Consider the following 17,247-nt stretch of genomic DNA (forward strand, 5'->3'; position numbering starts at 1 on the left):
ACATGACTGATACACAAACAGGCTCTGTCCGCTTTGAAAGCGTCGTCAAGAAATACGGCGAGGTAACTGCGCTGAAAAAACTGGATCTGGCGATTGAGCCTGGCAAGCTTGTAACCCTTTTGGGGCCAAGTGGCTGCGGTAAAACCACGACCCTGCGTCTGATCGCGGGGCTGGAAATGGCGACAGAAGGCAAGATCCTGATCGGCGGCGAAGACGTCACGCACCTGACTGCGACCTACCGCAAGGTCTCAATGGTGTTTCAATCCTACGCGCTGTTTCCGCATATGACCGTGCGTGAAAACGTGGCCTACGGGCTGTCGGTGAAATCCGTGCCCAAGGCCGAAGCCAACGCGAAGGCCGAAGAAGGGCTGGAGCTTGTTGGCCTTGCGGGCTTTGGCGACCGCCTGCCAAGCGAATTGTCCGGCGGCCAACAGCAACGCGTCGCCGTGGCCCGCGCCATTGTGTTGGAACCCGAAGTTCTGTTGCTGGATGAGCCGCTGTCCAACCTTGACGCAAAACTGCGCCGTCATGTGCGCGAAGAAATCCGCCAAATCCAGCAGCGTCTTGGGCTGACCGCCGTCTACGTGACCCACGATCAGGAAGAGGCGATGGCAGTTTCCGACCGGATTATCGTGATGAAGAACGCGGAAATCGCACAGGAAGGATCGCCAAGCGATTTGTATGAAGCCCCAAAGTCCGCCTTTATCGCTGACTTTATTGGGGATGCCAATCTTGCGGATTGCGCAATTGAGCATGTGAACAACGGTTCAGCAACTGTCCGAATGGAAGATGTGACCTACGAAGTCCAAAGTGGCGGACTTTTGCCTGGATCTGCCCAAATGGTGCTGCGCCCCCACAACCTGAAGCTTGCCGCCCCAGAGCAGCCCGGCATCAAAGGTGAGGTGACCTATGCAGCCTACCTTGGAAAGGAAATCCAATACACTGTTGAAAGCGCAATCGGGTCATTGTTTGTCATCAGCAGCGTGACCGCAAACCCATTCAAGCAAGGCGATGCCGTATCCGTGCAGTTTGATCAAAACACTGCACGCCTTGTTGCGGCCTGAGTCATAACGATGCGGGGCATCCTTTTCGCGAACGGCACTGAGCAGGTTGTCCTCCCGACCGACTGGCAGGCCATGATCACCGCGCGGGACTACCGCGCGGTGATCTTTGACAACGATGGCACGCTCGTTGACAGCGAAGAAACGCATTTCCACTCACTGCATTATGCACTCAAATCACAGGGTCATGACTTGGCCCGCGACTGGTACTTTGCCCGCACAGGCCTTGATCGCACCACTCTTTTGTCGGCCTTCGCGGCGGAAGTTGACGGACATGTTGACGTAAGCAGGGCGATGCAAGACAGTATCGCCGCATTTATTTTGAAGGCCGACACGGTCCAGCCCATCCCCGAGACGGTTGATCTCATCAGCAAACTGGACCCACTGATGCCGATGGCGGTTGGGACAAATGCCGAGGTTTCGGTTGCAAAGGCATCGCTGCACGCCATCGGCTTAATCCACCGCTTTGCACATATCGCAACTGTTTCAGACGGGCTTGCCCCGAAACCAGCGCCCGACATCTATCTGAATTGCGCGCGTCACCTTGGCAAACCGATTTCAAAAACGCTCGTGTTTGAGGACTCTGACAGCGGGGTAGCAGCGGCGCTGGCTGCTAGTCTTGACGTCGTTCAGATCATTCCAAATTGACAGGCAACTGCACGCGCAAGCGGCGATTTGGTTAACAAAGTTACAGGCCAGGGCTCGAGAATGGAAAATTTGAAACATAAAGCCCCGAGGCAGCAAAGCGAATGAGGCAGGCGCAAGGCTGAATGGAGGCACCACGTGTATAGGATTGGTATTCTTGATGACGACATTGGTGTGCGCAACGCGATCTCTGCGCTTTTGAGCGAGAACAATTTTTTGCCCGTCCCCATGTCGCGGATTTCAGAGTTCTACGAAGTCCAGAATTCTGTCGGCCTTGACCTTGTTCTTATCGACTTCCGTTTGCGCGGCGAAAGCGGATTGGACCTGACCCGCGACATTCGCAAGTCTTTGGACGTCCCGATCATCATGATCAGCGGTCATGCCGACACCACAGACATTACAATTGGATTACGTATTGGTGCTGATGATTTTGTGCGAAAGCCATTTGACCCGAAAGAGTTGATCGCGCGGATCCATGCTTTACTGCGGCGTATACGCGCCAAACCCGGAAAATTGCTGGAAAATCTGGGAACCGTTACCTTCGGCGATTTCACTCTGGATCGGGAACGCCGGACGCTCTTGGATGGGACCAACTGCGCCATCAACCTCACAAAAACAGAGTTTGATCTTCTTGACTACTTTGTCAGCAACGCCAACCATATCATATCGCGCATGGATTTGATCTGTGCGCTTGGGGAAGACAAAGCCGGATATGGCGACCGATCTGTGGATGTGCTTGTCATGCGTCTGCGGCGCAAGATTGAAATCAATCCTGCCGCGCCCGTGCATTTGCAGACGCGGCGCGGCCAAGGATATTGCTTCTTCATCGCGCCAGATTCAGAGACCTGAGACGCCCATACTGAGGTTATGCAGCGTAGCTGAAAATCTGGCAGAATCGTATCCATTTCAAGGAAGAAGTGGTCCCACCCGAATCTGGCACCCACCAAATCAGCATATTTCAGACCCAAACTTAACGCCGGTTTTTCCCAGACTGTTGACATCAATTCCAATGGCGCCGCGTTGAAAACGATGACAGCGAAAGCAGCGGCACATTTGAGCAAAAGAGGAAAAACCCGATGCAACTCTCACGATTTACAACGTCACTATCATCCGTATCGATCATTGCAATGTCAGCGATGTCATTGCTTCCGACCGCAGCACAAGCCGAAAAGATCAGCCTTATCTCAGAGGACAATAGGATCAACATCGAAGGTGAGTTGGTCGACTTCGATGGCGGCGCATATGTGGTCCGCACCGACCTCGGCGAATTGCGCGTATCAGCAAGCCAGGTGCGCTGCGAAGGCGCGGCCTGCCCTTTAGTTGGAGGCGGCCCAGAGATAGTGGCGCTTCGGGGTTCCTCGACGATTGGCACTGGTTTGATGCCGGTTCTTCTGGCCGGCTTTGCCGACTTGCGCAACGCGGATGCGCATATTGCGGATACCACAAACGGACGCGAAGTTTTGGGCACTGTGATTGCCGATCAAGGCTTTGGTGACGAAATCGGAAGCTATCTTGTGCATTCTTCTGCATCGGTCGATGCCTTTACGGCGCTCCTCCATGAATCCGCAGCCATCGGCATGGCCTCGCGTCGCATCTTGCCTCAAGAAGCACGTGCCCTGCGTGATGCAGGTGCCGGGAATATGATCTCTCCAGCGCAGGAACATATCATCGCGCTCGACAGTATGGTGGTTGTCGTGCACCCGGAAAACTCAATCCGTTCGCTGACAATGGATCAAATCAAGGGCATCTTTTCGGGGATCATTACGAATTGGAGTAGCCTCGGCGGGCCAGATGCGCCAATTTCAGTGATTGATCGCGAGGGTTGGTCGCATAAACGGCAGGCATTTTCTGATACGATCTTTGGACCTGAAGTCGAACTGCAGGGACTGCGCAATGCGGTCGTTGCGAAAGACGGCACTGAAGTTGCCGATCTTGTCCAAGGTGACATTCACGCGATTGGCTATCTGAGCCATGCAGAGAAACGCGGCGCAGTTCCCTTGACCCTGATCAGCGATTGTGGGCTTCCGATGATCCCGGACGCCTTTTCTGCAAGAACGGAGGAATATGGCCTGCTCCAGCGGCTGTACTTCTACAACCGGGCCGACGGTCTGGATCAAAACGCCAAGGCTCTTCTGGAATATACCCTTTCCGAGCGCGCTGATCCATTGATCCAAAAAGCAGGATACTTTGATCTAAGCGTTGAGTCGCGGTCTCAAGCTGCCGATAGTCCGCGCGCCGAAATCTTGCGCAATACAAATGCTGGTCCTTACGAAGCCAGCTTCATCGATGCGATGCTGGAAGACATGGGGTCACATGACCGGCTTTCGACAACATTCCGGTTCCGCACGGGGTCATCAAAACTTGATGAAAGGGGGCGCCTGGACATGGCACGCCTTGCCTCCCACCTTGAAGAGATGCCTGCTGGGACGCAGATCAAGTTTGTGGGCTTTACCGACGATGTGGGCGCATTCGATGCAAACCGTGCGTTGTCGCTTAGTCGCGCAGAAGCCGCGCTTGCAGAATTCGAAGCGTTCGCTGGCACGCGTCTTGATGGGATCAAGATGGCTGCCGTCGGCTATGGCGAGATTGCACCATCACAATGCAACACAACTGAACAGGGGCGCTCGATCAACAGACGCGTTGAAGTCTGGGTGAATACGTCTGGTGAGGAAGCGTCATAGGATCAGCTGGGGCAAATGACTCAATAGACGCGACCCGCCGGCTTGTATCTATGGTGGGTCGCGAACGGCCGATCGACACATATCTACAGCACGTCGGTGACCATTTAGTCTGCCCGCTGAAAGTTGACCATAGCTCTGTTTTAGAAATTGGTCGCCTCTCAAAGGTGCCGGGTCTTATTGAATTTTTTGACTATCCACCAATTGGTTAAGAAATAGGACCGCGATGGCTATCTCGATTGTGACTGCGATCAAGATGCCCATCCCTGCGGTCCCAAGCGCAAATTCATAAAGCCCCAGAAGGGCCATTGCTCCCATTGCCGTGCCGATAGTCAGCGATACCAATTTTCTGCCTTCTGTCGATTTTGTGTTTCGTGAAAGAAAACAAAGCAGTGCAACGCCAAGGAAGAGCACCTCTGCGCGCTTTGCCAGAAAACCGCCGAGCGCGTTTCCCTCTAAACTGAACAGCAAATATACGATTGCAGGAAGCAGGATCAAAGTGAGACACAGGACGGAAAACAGTATTGCGACGATAGTGCTCAGAAGCCGATATTGCATGGAAATTCTTTAATGAAGCGCCTGACAAAGCTCGAAATGTATGCTGGTTGCCTGTGTCAAGGCGCAGGCTTTGCGGCTTTGCAAAACCTTTTCAAAACCGCTCCCCCAACAAGCGGTAGCACCAAAACGGCTCTTGCGTCGCGATCATTGCGTTAAGCTTGGCGGGCGAAAACCCGGTCGCGCGTTTGACGGCGCGGCCCATGTGGGACTGGTCGCTGAACTTGGCCTCAACGGCGACTTCGGAGGCCGTGAGATAGGGCAGAGCTGTCGCCAAGGCGTGCAGGTTTTCGATGCGGGCGAAGAATTGTGCGCTTTGGCGGGTATGCCCGGTCCAGCGACGGAACCTGCGTTCTGCCGCGCGTAAGCTGCGCCCCGGGCCGGACAGTGCGGCGGCCACCAGCATGTGGCGGCTCCAGTCCGAAATACTGTCTGAGCCGGACCAGTTGGAAGCTGGTGCGTTGTGGCGGGAGGCTGACCAGACCGGGGTCAAAGCATAGCAGAATGCTGTCCAAAACGCTTCAATGGGCAGAGTCTCGTCCAGATCAGATATCAGCGAAAGCAACACTTGGGGCGCGTCCTTTGTATCGATTTCACCGCCCAAAGCGGCCCAGGCTTCAGGGAAGAAGGCGATGGACAGGGCCGTGATATCGCCACTGCTCCAGCTTGTGACCGGTGCGTTCTGCGGAGGCATAACGCTGACCCTTTGCAGGCAGGGCCTCTCGCGCAATTCGTTGATCGTACGCACTCCGACATCGCTTTGTAGTGCGCCGAAGAAGACGACGGACAGCGCGTAGGTTGGCGATGCCGGAAAATAATTCAGCCGATCCGCGTCAGACAGTCCGGCCCCGCGCGTGTCGCGATAGATGCCTGCCATGATGCAATTGGCCAAAGGTTTTGGTGGCAAAAGCAGCCGAGAGTCCAGCATTGATCCACGCTCCGAAGTGTCGGGTTCGTTCTATAGTTGCTACCCCGATCTCTGCCAATTGGTCCCGAAAAAATAGATGAGGCACCTGATGGCAAAAATTTCATTTCATGGCCCACTGCGGCATCGCATTCGCGGGTATCTGACGCTGAACCGGATCGCCTTTCTGGTCGCGATTGGGCACCTATTCGGGCGGCGGATCGCGCCGGATTGGGGGATCAGCCACGATATTGGCATTCGTTTTTGGCGGCATCAGTTCACCACGGCGATGGGCTATGAGGATATGGCAGTCGGACGGGCATATTTCTATGCAGTGCAGACGGAAACAGACGATGTCTATGACGTGACCCAAACCGCGCAAGACAGCCCCAAGGGCGTGTGGTTCACCCCCGCACACTGCACAAGCGATAAGGTTCTGCTCTATTGCAACGGCGGTGGCTACACGTTTCGGGGACCCATTGCCCATCGGTTCGGCGGAATGTTGGCGCATCATTGTGGGGCACGCGTGTTCATGCCGCATTACCGGTTGACACCGGAACACTCGCATCCAGCGCAATCCGAGGATGCCCTTGCCGCATGGGATTTCCTGACTGAGACGCACGCCCCGGAGAACATCATCGTCATCGGCGACAGTGCGGGTGGCCATATGGCGTTGATGCTATTGCAAACGCTTAAGGCACGCGATCAGGCCCAGCCAGCCTTGTGCATCGGGTTATGCCCTTGGACGGATATTGGTGAACGCGGCGACAGCATGACCAGCAACAACCATTACGACATGGTGCAGGGTTGGATGGCTTTGCAGTTTGGACGCTGGCTCGATCCAAACAACAGATTTGGGCGCGAGGCGCTCTCGCCAATCAACCATGATTTTAAGGGCTGCGCGCCGGTCTATTTGCAAGCAGGCGGGCGCGAAATGCTACGTGATATGATCTTTGAGTTCGCCGAGGTTCAACGTGCGCTTGGGGTCGAGATGACCCTCGATATCTGGGATGACATGCCGCACGATTTTCACATCTACGACAGCTTGACCACATCGTCGCGGGACGCTTTGAAAGCGATACGCGCAAGGGTTGATGCGGCTTAGGGCTTCAGGATGTCGATGGCGACATCTCTCAATGTCACCTCTTCTGTGTCGCCTGCAACCAAGGCCACTTTGAGAGGTTCACCGCTGCGCCGGTCTTTGACCTGAATAGCGGCGGACCCGTCTTTGAGGTACTTGTCGCCCCATTGCATCAGGGCAAAAATCGTCAGGCTCAGCTCCCGGCCCTTTTCGGTCAGAGTGTAGCCGGGGCGGGGACGCGCGCCTTCGACCTGATATTGCTTCTTTTCAAGGATGTCATGGGCGACCAGATGTTTCAGCCGCGAGGTCAAAACGGATCGCGGAATACCGGTGTCTTCGCGCATATCTTCAAAGCGTTTCACGCCATAGAACGCCTCGCGGATGATCAACATCGTCCACTTCTCGAACAGCATTTCCGACGCCAGTGCCATGCCGCAGTCACATTTAGCGACGGGTGCCAGACATTTTGACAGTTTAGATTCATCTGAGTTTGACAAACGGTCCCAGCCTCGATAGTTGAGTTCGAAATATGTACTTAGCAGCACAGGAGCGCGTTTCAATGTCTTTTGTTTTTCTGGTCATTCTGGTTAAGATCACTGTGACGGCGGTATTTGTGATGATCCCGTTTCTGTTCTTCCCGGTTGAGAGACTAAACAAGGTTACGAACATTCCGGCAACCGGCACATCGTTTTACCGGCTCTACGGTGTCGCGATGCTCGCGTTGTTGGTGGGATATGCCAGTGCTTTTCAGCTGATCTGGCAGGGTACATTCCCCTGGGCAGTCGTCATCATGGGGATCGTATCCAATGCTGGTGTGACTTTCATCTTGCTGAGGGCTGGATCATTCGCGTGCAAGGCACCCTTCGTACTGACCTATGGCGGTATCGCGGCGGGATTGGCGTTTTGCGCAGCCTTTCCACAACTCTCGATCACCCTGTTTTTCTAGAACTTCTGAAGGATAATCCCATGACACAGACAGGCGGCTGCTATTGCGGGGCTTTGCGGTATGAGATGACCCTCTGCAATCAAGCGGTTCGGCAAGCGCAACCCCTCCGCGGACTGCAGGGAAGGCACCGGTGGTGCAACAGACGCCATGGCAATGCTTTCAACCAGCGGCGTCGGGTGTTCCTGTGCCCCCGCAATGTCGATCCGCTGCGGGCGATAGCGGGCATATATCTCGGATATGGGGGTGTTTTCGCGCGGGGTCTCAAACGTGGCGAACGACAGCGGTGTCGCTGCGTGTTTAGGTGTTTTGGCAACAAATGCATTTGATGCGTCAGGCTTGCGCGCCTTGTGAGGCGCAGATCGCGTCAAAGAGCGCCGGACATTCAATGAGCGTGTCGCCGTCACAGGCGCTACAATCGACCGTGTTGCGGCGATCTGGTCGACGATGTCCACTGCTGCATCCAGATCATCGACAGAGGTGCGGATCATCTCGCTGACCTGATCGACCTTATCAAAGACCATCAGTTGGGTATCCACGCTGGTGCCAAGCTTGCGGTAGACATGGCCGGGGATGGTGAGAGCCAACTGCGGGGAAAGAAGGCTCATCGCCCGCGCCCAATGTGCGGCATCCCGCTCGGGGGTGAAGCCCATTGGCATGATAGCAACAAGGCGCCCGCCAGAGGCCAGTCGTTTCGCTGCCCCGAAGAGATGTTTTGCTGCGATATGCTCATCACGAGAGCGATCGACCGAGGACGCAAACGGCGGGTTCGTCACGATAACGCTGGGTGCTGTTGTTGATGTCAGCAGATCGTCGATATGCTCGGCATCATGTCCGCTCGCCTTCGCGTCAAACACTGCATCAAGCACCCGCTGGCGAAACGGATCGACTTCGTTAAGCATGAGCTTGGCCCCTGCCCGCTTGGCAAACCCTGCCAGCGAACCGGTTCCTGCGGACGGTTCCAGCACAGTCTCACCGTTGCGGATCGCCGCCGCGCGCACGGCGAGGGCAGCGTATGGCAGCGGGGTCGAGAACTGTTGCAAGCGGATCTGTTGCTCTGACCGGCGCGTTTCGGTCAAGAGCCCCATTGCGAGGTTTTTGCGGCACTGAGTGGGTCTGACCCGCTCGCATCCAAGAAAAGCGTTTGAACAGCAGCGGCCTGCATCATGTCGTAGGCGATACGCCAACTCCATGCACCGCTGGCATCACCGCCGCTAAAGGTGTCGCGCATGATATTTGAAAGAGAGGAGCTGCGCAGAGAACCCCGCGCGATCTCGGCGGCGATCAGCGACAGGGCTATTTTGAGCTGAGCATTAGATGGAGATTGATTGGAGTGCTTCTGGTTGGCGTGGGCCATAATTTCTGTCCTTTGTGATCCGGTTTGAGGTTCACAGGACAAAAAGCCTCCTTTGCACTTTGTGAGTGCCGAGAGGGCTTCTATTTATCTGAATGGCTTTGAAACAGGCCGACCTATGGCCAGTGCTGAGCTGCGTGCAGCACCCGCAAGATCACTATGGCACTTGGGTCGTCAGCATAAATCACGATGTAATTTGGACGCACAACCATTTCACGGGTGCCGTCAACACGTCCCACGCGGTACATCTGGGGATGCTCTGGCAATCTTGACGTCTTGGCTTCGATTTCGTCCTTGAGAGCTCGGGCCGCATCTGGATTGTCGTCAGAAATGTAGTCGATAATCGCCAGCAGATCAGCGATGGCCGTGGCCTTCCATTCGAGATCAGGCACGGCGCTTCTTATCAATCAGCGCCTGAGCGTCTTGCATTACCTGCGCCTGCGGTGTTGTCGGCTTTGGGTCGTCCAATGCTTCCTGCACTTTGGAGCGGAACCATGCGTCATAGGCGTCTGGGTCCGCTGTCAGTCCCGCTGGCAACCCGCCCTCTGCGGCCACGCGCGTCAAGAGGATGCGAACGGCATCCGAAAGCGTCAGGCCGACGCCCGAGAGTGCATCCGAGGCCTGCGCTTTAAGTTGATCGTCAACACGGACATGGATCATCGATGTTTGAGCGGGCATATGAGTCTCCTTTGGTTATTGCTGTATCTCAAATGAGATACGCAATCAAGGCGGTGGAGAGTTTCACTCTAGGCCCCCTGCCCCGCAAAAAACTCCGCCAACACCGCACTGCCCTCAGCTATTTCGCGACTGAAGAGGGTCGATCCCGCTAGTGACGCCTTTGAAAGCCGCACAAGACTGCCGGTTTCCTCGATGCGGTAGCAGCGACGTTTTTGACGCCCGCGCCTGTAATGGGTTGCTGTGACGATCTGGCAGGTGCTGCCATCGCTGAGCGTTACAGGAGATGCGAGCTTGATCTTATCGCCCTCTGCGTAATCAGGGATCGCGGCCCAATCCCGACACCTTTGCCGCCAGGCGTGGGCATAGCTGTCGGAGTCTTTCAACTCGGACAAGAGATTGAGGATACTCGACGGCGCGCGAGACTCACAAGGACCAGCGCTTTCCTCCATGTCTTTGTAGCCCCAACACCCGTCGTCGTAGCGCGTCAGAAACACTGCGCCAAAGGTGAACGATCCGTCCTTGTCGGTCACATAGGTCCGATCCTCTAGAGGTGCCGCGTCAAGGCTCTCTACTTTTGCTGCCGCATACCAGGTCGAGCCAACTTTACTGGCTTTGACCAGTGTCGTGCGGCGCGTATCTGTCTCAAATGTGCAAAGACGCGTGATCTCTGCCTTCTCATCAGCGTAGGTCTGGACCCGCCGGTCGATGTAAAACAACCAGCCCACTATGCTGCCCTCCGGTCTTCTAGCTCTATGAGTGCATCGAGCGGTACACGGTAGGGTTGCATGGCGTCGAAGTCCTCACAAGGGCGCTTCAAGAAATCAGATGAAGCCCCAATACCCTGCCACGCTTCACGTTCTCGGGACATTGGTGCTGAGTTATCTATTTGGTATTCTTGAAACGCTGTGTTCCCACAGTTCTGAACGATGACAAACGTGTCGCAGGCATCCTTGAGAACCACTCGGAATGTGCCACCCAAGCCTGACGGAACCTCATAGGTGCCACCAATTAGGAAGTCTGAGGCGCGATGGGCGAAGACACGGATAGAATGCCCGTCGGTTGCCAGCCGGATGGCCCCCTGCCCGCGATCGATAAGTGTCTGCACATCATCCAGAATGTCGGTGTAGAACTGCCCAGTCAGATCGCGGAACGCGAGTCGGCGCTTTGCCATCCAATCGCTGTCCCGGAACGGGTTGATGCCGTTTGCGAAGGCAAAGCTGGGATCGGACTGCTCGGTGGTGAAAATACGGGTGGTAGTGCCATCAATGCCGTTGGAGCGCAGATGCACGCCGTTCCCAACGATGAGGATCAGGGCGGGTTTGTCGACTGGCCCGTTCCAATTGGGCAGGAAGGTCGCACAGGAGCGCGCATACGCGATCTGCGCCGCAACAGCGGACGCGGTGAACTTGAGAATAGCCATGGGGATGTCTTTCATAACCGACGGCCGGAGCCGCTTGTTTCAGCGAGTTGTTGGGGAGTGGGATGACCCGCGTCTGGTTGTTCCCAAGCGCGGGTCAACTCGGTGGATCAGGCGGCTTTTGCCTGAACCGTCTCTGCTGGTGCGGTCTCTTCCGCATCAACAACCAAGCTGACGCCACCGGTCGTTTGCATCATCGGCGGACACCATGCGGCAACGGCCGCGCGTTGTGCCTCTGTCAGCGTTGCAAATGGCTCGCGAAGAGCTTGTCGCAAAAGGCGACGATCTCTTTCTTGCTCATGGAGGCAAGTGTCACCGCCTCCTGCGCAAGGCCGAGCTCTTCGCCAAGGATTTTGAGCAGCCACGCCTTCTTGAACCGGTTGAACAGTGCCGCGTTCGGCGTCCAATGCGCGCGAATGTCAGGCATGACCTCAATCTCGAAGTCATGCATTAGGCTGTCGCTCTGAACGCTGCGGGCAAAACACGATTGCGTCGTGCTAGCCGTTGCATAGGCAACCAGTTTGGCCTTCTCGCTCGCCTCAAGGCGTTCGGCAGCGTCGATATATGTCAGGAGCGATACCTGGCTGGAGGACGTCCAAGGCTCTGGATTGATCTGGCCGTCCATTGTGACCTTTGGCAGGTTTGCGAAGGCGATGATGTCGCGGACGGGGCTGCAGTCGATCAGAGGCGTGCCAAGCCGGACAGCCAAGCTGGCGAGCGGGAAGCGTTCAACGGGGGCATAGAGCGAGACTGTTGTCAGCCCGAGGTGAAGAATGGCCCCTCCCCCACCGCAGCTGACATAAGCGTTGGGGTTGTTGATCGCAGCTCGAAGGTAGCCAAGGTCACGAAGGATGGTTTTGCGTTCCAGTCGACGCGCCTCATCAAGGCCACCAGTTCTTCTAAGCTCTCGATGTCGCCACCACGACCGCGCCTCTGCGCGCAACACGCGCAATACTTCTGTTTGTATGGGAACTTCCTTGTCAGGACAGACAGGACGGAAACCGACCCGGACCCGTCAGGAACACCCCACAAGGGTTCCATCAGACAGTCCCAGAACAAGAAGGAAACTCTTACTTTTAATTAAGTACCTTCTTCGATAACGAAGGACTCGGCTTCAAGGTTTTCCGTGCCTTCAGCAACGTTCGCCATGGGATCGTACCATTGGTTAGTCCTTGAAGAAGATGAAAGGCGTAACCACGTGGCTTTTCAATGTTTTCTATGCGTTCCAACAGATAGCCTAAGGTTATGAAGGCTTTCGCTGGGCCCAGTAGCCTGATTTCAAACCAGAGATTGCCCAAGTCTAGTTGGCTTGCGATTACACCCATTCTACGCTCACATTCGGTTTGGTCCGGTGCAGTTCGCAATTCGGCACAGAGTCTGGGATAGGAGCGTTCCATCTCATCAGGGGAAACTTCAATCTGTGAAGATTCCTTTTCTACTGACTGATTCCTATAAGGTTCTTTGTGCCCCTCAATCTCAGGGTCTGTGCCCCTCAAATTATCTGTTTCTTCGCCGGTTAGATTTTGAAGTTCTTGTGTTATGTCTTGGAGCAGCGCTGACAATGCTTCTGTGGGAACGCGCCTGCGCAAAAGGTTGCGCGCCGTTTGGAAAAACGTCTCAAGGTCCGAACGATCTGGGATATGGGGTTTGAGTTGTGAAAGTGCGATGACACACCTGTCACGCAGAAGACTGAGTTTCGCTAGGCTATCCTGATGTATCTGATTTAATTGTATAAATTCTGAAAATCGCTCAGATAGGGGTAGCAATGAAAGGCCTGTGGCAAGCACAACCCGGCCATTCTTGTCGCGTCGGGCCCATCTCTTGCCGTTTGCACTTGAGCGGCGTGTCAGAAGGCCAAGGGAGATAAGTTTGGCGATGTGCCGCTCCACCGTTTGAACACTAACATGGGTTCGTTTGGCCAGAGCGGCATTAGACGCAAAGCAGACATGCCCGTCGTCACCCGCAGCGGTGATGTGATTGCCTTTGATGAAGGAAATCATTGCCCGCAAGAGTGAGATCGACGTGCCCTTGAGGCCTAAAGGCTCTCGGATATCTTCAATCACCTGTAGGAGTGACCATTTTGTTGGGGCAATACTCTCCTGCCCCGCCGAATGCTTCGGCGAGTGGGCTCCTTGTAGAGCCAGTCCTGTCAATGTTCTCATGATTTTGTCGGCAGACAAAAAATTCCCATGCGCTCGGAAGCGTTTTTTCTTGTTCGATGATTCGGGGACTGCTACCGTTTAGGTGTCTAGTCTAACGGCGCTTACGCGCTGCAGCCCTCGAAGCTCCGGCTTCGGGGGTTTTCTATTCGCCGTCCTCCTTTCTGCTTAGGCCTCGGGTGTCATCCTGCGTGTTTACAGCTGTAAACTCTTCGTAGGACTTGGTGATGATCTCTTCGAGATGGCGGTCAAGCCACGTCCCGAAGGCGGCATCCTTGCCAGTCTTTTTGACGGCGAGGGTGACGGAGGAATTGCTGGACTTGATCGTAACGCCTGGGGCGGGCGTGACCGCCCTGCCCTCTTTTGGGCGCGCGCCACGTCGCGCGATTTCGGCCAAGAGTCGCTCGAGGCGATCATCTGACGACATATCTTGATCGAGCTTTGACAGGATCGCAAAGGCGGCACCTGCGGTGATCTTCTTGGCGATGAAGGCTTCCGCAAGTGCTGTCCATTTCGGCCGACCGGACTTTTGGGCTACACCGATCGCATCGCCCACATTATCTGGCACATTTTCGGTGACTTTGGTCAGATGAGACAATCCGGATTTAGAGAGGCTTAAGACCCGCCGTACTGTCTGGGTCCCATGTCCTGCGGCCTGGATTACGGCTGCGAAGCGTGCTTTTTCATAAAAGGACAGATTGCGTCGCGCCGCATTCTCGAGGCCTTTTGCCAACAAGGCCGAGGCATCATCGAGGTCCTCGACATTGGCGCGGACTTTCAGTCCTAGTTCACGGCAGGCCTTGAGGCGACGTCGCCCGTAGATGATCTCATATCGCCCGTCGATGCTTGAGCGGCGAACAAGGATCGGAACTTGCTGACCGCCCTCTTCAATGCTGCTCTTGAGGGCATCGAACCCATCGCTGTCTTCGTCTGAGTTTACAGCTGTAAACCCGTCCAAGCGATCTTTCGGCCCCCACTCGTCGATTAGTTTGGGGTCAATCTCCCGGATCGCTGAAAGCGATCCCTGGAGTGCACCAAGTGCCGGCGCGCTGGTATTTGGTTTGCGCTCGGTTGTACGGGTTCCGGAATCGGCGATTGTTTTTGCGATGCCAGAGAGGCCTTGCAGGGATTTGCGCGCCATCAGATACGCCCCCAGGATTGGTGTATCAATGCTTCGACCTCTTTGCCGATCGCGTCCATAGAGTTTCGGGCGCGATCATAGGTTGCTCGCGTCATCTCAGATTTGACGACCTCGTAGATTGATTGTTTGAGCATGGTGGCGTCACTAATCGCGGTGCTTTTCAGTGCGGTTGCCCCCATAACACGATCCTGAAACAGCGCCCGCATGAAGGATGTGAGCTGCTGTGATGGCACATCGGTTGGCTCGTCGCGTGTGATCAGGAACTTGAAGTGATCATATTGCAGCTCAGCGCCCGCTTCTTCGATGACGCCCATATAGGCGCCTGCAAGCTCAAGGAACTGCGCGGTTGAGGAGACATCCAGCATCGAAGGTGTCAGGGGAACGATTAAGGAGGTGGCTGCGGCCATGCCGGAAATGGTTAAGAACCCCAGTTGCGGCGGGCTGTCCATGAGAACGATGTCATATTGGTCCTCAACCTGGGAAAGCGCGCTGCGGATGCGTGTGAAGAAGGGCTGATCGGGGCTCGAGTTCACGGCGGATTCCGTCTCAAACTCCGACAAAAGCAGGCGGGAAGGTGCGAGAGAGAGGCCCGGAAAGTAGGTTTCGACAATCGTTTCGGCAAAGGGTACGGGGTCATCGTACCGGATGGCGTCATAGACAGTCAGGCCGTCAAACTCGATTTCGGGACTGATCCCGCACATTGATGTTAGAGAGCCTTGGGGATCGAGATCAACCGCAAGGACCCTATATCCGTGCAGGGCCAGAAAGTGCGCCAGATGGATGGTTGTCGTGCTCTTACTTGATCCGCCTTTGAAGTTCATCAGCTGCCAGACCTGCAGTTTGTCTCCGTCCTTGCGCCCGGGGACATAGCGGCCTTTCTTTCGTGATGTTTGCTCAAGAACTTGCCGAGCATTCCAAATGTCTTGCGCGGTGTAGTAACGGCGTCCGCTGCGGATGTCCTGCGGTTCGGGCAAGGTGCCTTCTCCATGGACTTTGCGGAGGAACTGGCCCGATACTCCCAAAAGTTCTGCGGCTTCCGGGGCGTTGAACGGGCGCAGGGATTTGGTGTTGTCGGGCGCGAAGGCAGACAGCAAATGCTCGCGGATAGCTGTCGTTAGGCGCTCGGAAATATCAGTTGCCAGTTCCGAGGGACGGTTGTTAACGATTGGTGTCACGGGAATCATGTGGGTGCCCCAATTTGCTCAATATGGCTTTTTTCGCGCCACTTGGGCCTAAAAGGTGCGATTCACAGATCTAAGTCAATGTTTTTTTGCTGATTTAGTGTCTAACTTGCCGTGATCCGCAACATCATGCGGCGCAACGTATCAGTTTACAGCTGTAAACTGGAGCCAAGATTCGGTCGAACCGGGAGAATTTTGAGGAGACGTCTCAAGTCATTTGACAGTTTGGCGGTTACTGTTCGCCCGTTGGTGTGGCAGCTATGTCTCCTCAATTGGCAACTCAAGCAAAGGCTAGAGGCCTGCGGCCTTTGTCAGGTTCACCCGAAACCGATCGCGGCGTCGTTGATAGCGGCGGGTCATCTCTGCCGAGGCATGTCCAAGGTGTTTCTGAACGTAGCGTTCGTCCACCTCGGCAGAACTGGCAAGACCGGAGCGCAGAGAATGTCCCGAGAAGAGGGCAAGGCGTTCCTTCTCGGGCAGGTCCGCGCGGATGCCCGCATCGAGTACCGTCTGCTTAATGAGGCGCGCGACGTGTTTGTCGCTGAGGCGGGCGTTTGAGGCTCTGGTGCCGTCGCGGGATGTACGTACAAAGATCGGGCCGAAATCTATTTTTGCGAAATGCAGCCATTGCTCCAAGGCATGCACCGGGCAGGTCTGGTCGGATGATCCGCGTCCGATCTCAACCTCCCGCCATCCGGTTTTGGCATTCAACGTCAGGACCGCGCCGTCATCCTGGATTTCGATCCAGCCGCCGCCATCGGGTGTGTCGTCCTTGTGCACATCTAGGCTGACGATTTCAGAACGACGGAGACCTCCTGCGTATCCAATCAGCAGAATGGCCCGATCTCGTAGGTCTCTCAGCCCAAATCCAAGGGTCGCAATCATATCAAGGATGTCCTCGGCAAGGATGGCTTCCTTCTGGACCGGTGGGCGCGCTTGTTTGCGCTTGATCCCGGCCAACACAGTGGCGATGTGACGGTCCTTCCGGTCCAGGGCGAACCCACGCTGCGCATAGTTCCAGGCGAGACCTGACAGGCGGCGGTCAATCGTTGAAACCGAAAGGGCAGGGGGCTTGCCAGTTGGTGCCGCTAGGTCTGCAAGGTAAAGGCCGATCATTTCCGGCGAGGGGGGCAGGGGGTCTATGCCCTTCATCCGGCACCAGCGAGAGAAGTGCGCCCAATCCTTCGCGTAGGCTTTAAGCGTGTTCTCAGATGCAGCCTGCTTCGCATAGTCACGGGCAGTCTTAACCAGCCGATCGAGCGTACCAGAACCAGCAACAAATGTGGGAAGTGTCAGAGCCTCACCAGAAGAAGGATGTCTCTCGTCGTCCTCGTTGGGGTTAGGCGCGTTTGCTGGGTTAGGGGGCGATTTCTGGCGGTTTTCTGACATGCCGCTGAGCGTATTCTTTTACGTCCGATAATGCAAACTTATTGGACATAGAAAAGAACCG

The 17,247-nt window shown here is 55.6% G+C and carries 17 protein-coding genes and 3 pseudogenes; 6 read left to right on the forward strand and 14 right to left on the reverse strand.

The window, feature by feature from the left end; translation table 11 throughout:
• Window positions 1-2 precede the first annotated feature (2 nt).
• From ACZ1G5_RS19560 to ACZ1G5_RS19575, 4 genes are all read left to right on the forward strand, one after another.
• Window positions 3-1,064, forward strand: coding sequence for an ABC transporter ATP-binding protein (locus ACZ1G5_RS19560; RefSeq protein ID WP_472734565.1), 1,062 nt, complete (start codon window positions 3-5; stop codon window positions 1,062-1,064).
• Between the two features lie 9 nt (window positions 1,065-1,073).
• On the forward strand, window positions 1,074-1,709 hold the full coding sequence (locus tag ACZ1G5_RS19565) for an HAD family hydrolase (RefSeq protein WP_472734566.1): 636 nt from the start codon (window positions 1,074-1,076) through the stop codon (window positions 1,707-1,709).
• 135 nt (window positions 1,710-1,844) lie between these two features.
• Window positions 1,845-2,555, forward strand: a complete 711-nt coding sequence (locus tag ACZ1G5_RS19570) for a response regulator transcription factor (RefSeq protein ID WP_472734567.1) — start codon at window positions 1,845-1,847, stop codon at window positions 2,553-2,555.
• A gap of 227 nt (window positions 2,556-2,782) precedes the next feature.
• Window positions 2,783-4,387 (forward strand): phosphate ABC transporter substrate-binding/OmpA family protein, encoded by a 1,605-nt coding sequence (locus ACZ1G5_RS19575; RefSeq protein WP_472734568.1) that lies wholly within the window; start codon window positions 2,783-2,785, stop codon window positions 4,385-4,387.
• Window positions 4,388-4,561: 174 nt separating this feature from the next.
• Here the strand turns inward: ACZ1G5_RS19575 and ACZ1G5_RS19580 are convergent, their stop codons facing one another.
• Window positions 4,562-4,942 carry a hypothetical protein gene (locus tag ACZ1G5_RS19580; protein ID WP_472734569.1) on the reverse strand — a complete coding sequence of 127 codons (381 nt, stop codon included), beginning with the start codon at window positions 4,940-4,942 and terminating at the stop codon, window positions 4,562-4,564.
• Window positions 4,943-5,033: 91 nt separating this feature from the next.
• On the reverse strand, window positions 5,034-5,867 hold the full coding sequence (locus ACZ1G5_RS19585; protein ID WP_472734570.1) for a helix-turn-helix domain-containing protein: 834 nt from the start codon (window positions 5,865-5,867) through the stop codon (window positions 5,034-5,036).
• A gap of 88 nt (window positions 5,868-5,955) precedes the next feature.
• On the opposite strand from ACZ1G5_RS19585, the gene ACZ1G5_RS19590 reads away from it, so the two are divergent.
• A complete protein-coding gene (locus ACZ1G5_RS19590) occupies window positions 5,956-6,948 on the forward strand; it encodes an alpha/beta hydrolase (RefSeq protein WP_472734571.1) in 993 nt (330 codons plus the stop codon).
• Here the strand turns inward: ACZ1G5_RS19590 and ACZ1G5_RS19595 are convergent.
• A complete protein-coding gene (locus ACZ1G5_RS19595) occupies window positions 6,945-7,355 on the reverse strand; it encodes a winged helix-turn-helix transcriptional regulator (protein WP_472734572.1) in 411 nt (136 codons plus the stop codon). The genes ACZ1G5_RS19590 and ACZ1G5_RS19595 overlap by 4 nt on opposite strands.
• A gap of 128 nt (window positions 7,356-7,483) precedes the next feature.
• Between ACZ1G5_RS19595 and ACZ1G5_RS19600 the strand changes: the two genes are divergently transcribed.
• A complete protein-coding gene (locus tag ACZ1G5_RS19600; protein WP_472734573.1) occupies window positions 7,484-7,870 on the forward strand; it encodes a hypothetical protein in 387 nt (128 codons plus the stop codon).
• 62 nt (window positions 7,871-7,932) lie between these two features.
• On the opposite strand, the pseudogene ACZ1G5_RS19605 reads toward ACZ1G5_RS19600, so the two are convergent.
• The 11 genes and pseudogenes from ACZ1G5_RS19605 to ACZ1G5_RS19655 all read right to left on the reverse strand — a co-directional run.
• A pseudogene (locus tag ACZ1G5_RS19605) lies at window positions 7,933-9,224 on the reverse strand (methyltransferase); the annotation flags it as partial.
• A gap of 113 nt (window positions 9,225-9,337) precedes the next feature.
• The gene (locus ACZ1G5_RS19610; protein ID WP_472734574.1) at window positions 9,338-9,613 is read right to left on the reverse strand and encodes a type II toxin-antitoxin system RelE/ParE family toxin; all 276 of its coding nucleotides are present in this window, start codon (window positions 9,611-9,613) and stop codon (window positions 9,338-9,340) included.
• Window positions 9,606-9,899: a type II toxin-antitoxin system RelB/DinJ family antitoxin gene (locus ACZ1G5_RS19615; protein ID WP_386630269.1), complete on the reverse strand. Its 294-nt coding sequence runs from the start codon at window positions 9,897-9,899 to the stop codon at window positions 9,606-9,608. Before ACZ1G5_RS19615 ends, ACZ1G5_RS19610 begins: the two co-directional genes overlap by 8 nt.
• Before the next feature lie 68 nt (window positions 9,900-9,967).
• A complete protein-coding gene (locus tag ACZ1G5_RS19620) occupies window positions 9,968-10,624 on the reverse strand; it encodes a DUF6927 domain-containing protein (protein ID WP_472734575.1) in 657 nt (218 codons plus the stop codon).
• Window positions 10,624-11,319, reverse strand: coding sequence for a regulator (locus ACZ1G5_RS19625; protein ID WP_472734576.1), 696 nt, complete (start codon window positions 11,317-11,319; stop codon window positions 10,624-10,626). The genes ACZ1G5_RS19620 and ACZ1G5_RS19625 overlap by 1 nt, the downstream gene beginning before the upstream one ends.
• Before the next feature lie 107 nt (window positions 11,320-11,426).
• Window positions 11,427-11,872 (reverse strand): annotated as a pseudogene (locus ACZ1G5_RS19630) (ParB/RepB/Spo0J family partition protein); the annotation flags it as partial.
• Window positions 11,852-12,283, reverse strand: a pseudogene (locus tag ACZ1G5_RS19635) (hypothetical protein); the annotation flags it as partial. The pseudogenes ACZ1G5_RS19635 and ACZ1G5_RS19630, both read right to left, overlap by 21 nt.
• A gap of 109 nt (window positions 12,284-12,392) precedes the next feature.
• A complete protein-coding gene (locus tag ACZ1G5_RS19640; protein WP_472734577.1) occupies window positions 12,393-13,478 on the reverse strand; it encodes a helix-turn-helix domain-containing protein in 1,086 nt (361 codons plus the stop codon).
• A 142-nt stretch (window positions 13,479-13,620) separates the two neighbouring features.
• On the reverse strand, window positions 13,621-14,616 hold the full coding sequence (repB, locus tag ACZ1G5_RS19645; RefSeq protein WP_472734578.1) for a plasmid partitioning protein RepB: 996 nt from the start codon (window positions 14,614-14,616) through the stop codon (window positions 13,621-13,623).
• The gene (gene repA / locus ACZ1G5_RS19650; RefSeq protein ID WP_472734579.1) at window positions 14,616-15,800 is read right to left on the reverse strand and encodes a plasmid partitioning protein RepA; all 1,185 of its coding nucleotides are present in this window, start codon (window positions 15,798-15,800) and stop codon (window positions 14,616-14,618) included. Before repA ends, repB begins: the two co-directional genes overlap by 1 nt.
• A 288-nt stretch (window positions 15,801-16,088) precedes the next feature.
• On the reverse strand, window positions 16,089-17,186 hold the full coding sequence (locus ACZ1G5_RS19655) for a tyrosine-type recombinase/integrase (RefSeq protein ID WP_472734580.1): 1,098 nt from the start codon (window positions 17,184-17,186) through the stop codon (window positions 16,089-16,091).
• Window positions 17,187-17,247 lie beyond the last annotated feature (61 nt).

The organism is Yoonia sp. JB2-21 (assembly GCF_055693545.1).

Coding starts and splice junctions, on each gene's coding strand:
- ACZ1G5_RS19575 (WP_472734568.1), top strand. CDS start 2,783: ATGCAACTCTCACGATTTACAACGTCACTATCATCCGTATCGATCATT.
- ACZ1G5_RS19625 (WP_472734576.1), bottom strand. CDS start 11,319: ATGGCTATTCTCAAGTTCACCGCGTCCGCTGTTGCGGCGCAGATCGCG.
- ACZ1G5_RS19655 (WP_472734580.1), bottom strand. CDS start 17,186: ATGTCAGAAAACCGCCAGAAATCGCCCCCTAACCCAGCAAACGCGCCT.
- ACZ1G5_RS19560 (WP_472734565.1), top strand. CDS start 3: ATGACTGATACACAAACAGGCTCTGTCCGCTTTGAAAGCGTCGTCAAG.
- ACZ1G5_RS19565 (WP_472734566.1), top strand. CDS start 1,074: ATGCGGGGCATCCTTTTCGCGAACGGCACTGAGCAGGTTGTCCTCCCG.
- ACZ1G5_RS19590 (WP_472734571.1), top strand. CDS start 5,956: ATGGCAAAAATTTCATTTCATGGCCCACTGCGGCATCGCATTCGCGGG.
- ACZ1G5_RS19580 (WP_472734569.1), bottom strand. CDS start 4,942: ATGCAATATCGGCTTCTGAGCACTATCGTCGCAATACTGTTTTCCGTC.
- repA (WP_472734579.1), bottom strand. CDS start 15,800: ATGATTCCCGTGACACCAATCGTTAACAACCGTCCCTCGGAACTGGCA.
- ACZ1G5_RS19640 (WP_472734577.1), bottom strand. CDS start 13,478: ATGAGAACATTGACAGGACTGGCTCTACAAGGAGCCCACTCGCCGAAG.
- repB (WP_472734578.1), bottom strand. CDS start 14,616: ATGGCGCGCAAATCCCTGCAAGGCCTCTCTGGCATCGCAAAAACAATC.
- ACZ1G5_RS19595 (WP_472734572.1), bottom strand. CDS start 7,355: ATGGCACTGGCGTCGGAAATGCTGTTCGAGAAGTGGACGATGTTGATC.
- ACZ1G5_RS19615 (WP_386630269.1), bottom strand. CDS start 9,899: ATGCCCGCTCAAACATCGATGATCCATGTCCGTGTTGACGATCAACTT.
- ACZ1G5_RS19585 (WP_472734570.1), bottom strand. CDS start 5,867: ATGCTGGACTCTCGGCTGCTTTTGCCACCAAAACCTTTGGCCAATTGC.
- ACZ1G5_RS19600 (WP_472734573.1), top strand. CDS start 7,484: ATGTCTTTTGTTTTTCTGGTCATTCTGGTTAAGATCACTGTGACGGCG.